This window comes from Treponema sp. (genome assembly GCF_024696245.1).
Lineage (GTDB): Bacteria > Spirochaetota > Spirochaetia > Treponematales > Treponemataceae > Treponema_D.
This window is the reverse complement of sequence record NZ_JAILGZ010000121.1, coordinates 1-2621: the sequence shown is the minus strand read 5'-3', so window position 1 is coordinate 2621 and position 2621 is coordinate 1. Positions and strand designations below refer to the sequence as shown.

General features: G+C 38.8%; 2 protein-coding genes. Both read right to left on the bottom strand.

Translation table 11 applies throughout. The annotated features are described in order from the left end of the window. Nucleotides 1–437: DNA gyrase subunit A (locus tag K6D58_RS08445; protein WP_296829658.1), on the bottom strand; the 437-nt coding region annotated here is incomplete at its 3' end. 18 nt (nucleotides 438–455) lie between these two features. Further along, on the bottom strand, nucleotides 456–2303 hold the full coding sequence (locus K6D58_RS08440) for a DNA topoisomerase IV subunit B (protein ID WP_296829660.1): 1848 nt from the start codon (nucleotides 2301–2303) through the stop codon (nucleotides 456–458). Nucleotides 2304–2621: the final 318 nt, after the last annotated feature.

Below are 2621 nucleotides of genomic sequence, written 5' to 3'. Positions count from 1 at the left end.
AGCTTGGAACGATAAACCTCAGGCTCTAAGTCACGGCCGTCATAGTTTGGAACAAAGTGAGTAATTTCCGGATTAGTTACAAAAAAATCTTTTGCCAGAGGATGAAGGCGGCATTCAATGTAACGTCCTGCTGATGCAGGGTCACCGGTATATTTATTACCAAAGTTTCCCTGTTTTTCTATAAAGATTTCTTTATTTGCAAGATTAACAAGGGCACCATAAATGGAAGCATCACCATGAGGGTGGTACTTCATTGTACGACCTACAACAAAAGAAACCTTCTGAAAGTATCCGTCATTTACTTCAAAAAGAGTATGCATGATGCGGCGCTGTACAGGTTTAAGACCGTCTTCAAGATCAGGAATAGCCCTGTCGCGGATTACATAAGAGGCATATTCAATGAAGTTTTTATCAAATAAATTTTTTACAAAAGCCATGATTTCTCCAAAGTAAAACTAAACGTCAATTTCTGAATTAGACAGAAGGTTATTTTCGATAAACTTGCGTCTTTCAGGAGTGTTCTTTCCCATATAGAAAGCAAGAAGCTGTGGAATAATCTTTAACTGACTGATTTCTACAGGAGTCAGGTGAATTGTTTCCGGAGCAATAAACTGCTTGAACTCACTAGGGTTCATTTCTCCAAGACCTTTGAATCGTGAAGTTTCACAGTTTTTACCAAGCTTAGCCTGAGCTGCATCACGTTCTTCTTCTGTATAACAGTAAATGTTTTCCTTCTTGTTTCTTACACGGAACAATGGAGTTTCAAGAATCCAGACCCTTCCGCTGGTAATAAGCTCTTCAAAGTAACCCAGGAAGAAAGTAAGTACAAGATTTCTGATATGAAAACCGTCGTTATCGGCATCAGTTGCAATTACAATTCTTGAGTAGCGGAGGTTTTCTACAGAGTTTTCTATTCCCAAAGCCATCATAAGCTGATAAAGCTCATCATTTTTATAAATATCACTCTGTTTTTTTCCATACATGTTTTCCGGCTTACCTCTAAGACTAAAGATAGCCTGGTAATCTGCATCACGGGAATGAGTCATTACGCCGGAAGCCGACTGTCCTTCCGTAATAAAGATCATGGAGTTTTCACCCTTAGCACCGTCATCAAGATGGAAGCGGCAGTCATCAAGTTTTTCTATTCTTATTGAATTTTTCTTTGTAGCTTCACGAACAAGTTTTTTTACGCTGGCAAGTTCCACACGCATCTTTTCGTTATGCTCGATTTTTTCCTTAAGACGCTCTGCAGCCTTTGGATTTTTATGAAGCCAGTCATCAAGACCAGACTGAACTTCTGCAACAATCCATGGCCTTACATCTGTATTACCAAGTTTATTCTTTGTCTGACTTTCAAAAACAGGGTCCTTAACCTTTACAAGAACAGCAGCTGTAATACCGTCCCTTACATCTTCACTTTTAAAGTTAGTCTGGAAAAAGTCATTTACACCCTTAATAAAACCTTCCTTAAATGCATTAAGGTGGGTACCACCATCAGAAGTATACTGACCGTTTACAAAAGAAAAATAATTTTCACCATAAGCATTTGTGTGGGTAAATGCAAACTGAAGGTGCTCTCCTGTATAACTTCCAATCGGATAAAGGCTTTCGCTTTCTATTTCTTTTTCAAGAAGATCAAGAAGACCGTTCTTACTTACAAAATCAACTCCGTTAAGTTTTAATGTAAGGCCTGTATTAAGGTAGGCATAATTCCACATGCGTTTTTCAACAAACTCCATGTTAAAGGAATATCTGCCAAAAATATCTTCATCAGGAACAAACTCAAAGAAAGTACCATCAGGCTGTTTTTCCTTAAGCTTTCCTGTTCTGTGATTCTTAAGCTTTCCCTTTTCAAAAACAGCTTCACAGCATTCCCCGTCCCTTACGGAAACAACACGGAAATATGAAGAAAGGGCGTTAACGGCTTTAGTACCTACACCGTTCATACCTACAGAAAACTGAAATACATCGTCGTTATATTTAGCACCGGTATTAATTTCGCTTACACATTCAACAACCTTTCCAAGAGGAATACCACGACCGTAGTCCCTTACCTTTACACGATTGTCCTTTACGGAAACTTCGATTTTCTTTCCAAAGCCCATGATAAATTCATCAATAGAGTTATCAATTACTTCTTTAAGGAGGACATAAATACCGTCATTCTGATTTGAACCGTCTCCCAGGCGTCCGATATACATACCTGAACGAAGACGAATATGTTCAAGGGAATCAAGATGTTTAATCTGATCATCAGTATAGGCTGCTACTTTTTTAGGAGCGGCCTTTGCACCTGGATCTATAGCCTTTGCAGCTGCAAGTTTTTTTGCAACTTCTTCTTTACTTGTACCGGGAACAAATGCGGCCTTTTCTACTTTTGCACTTTTAGCTTTAGCTACAGTTTTTGCATTATCCCAGGCACGGAATGTACCGTTTTCATCAATTCCGGCTGAAGGTTTTGCAGTTTTTTTTACTGTCTTTGCAGTAGTTTTAGCTGCAGCTTTTACTGTAGTTTTTGTTGTACTTTTTGCCACAGTCTTTCCTTTTGCTGCAGCAGTTTTTGCAGAAGCCTTTACTGTACTTTTAGCAGCAGCCTTAGCTGTAGTTTTTGCAGCTGTTTT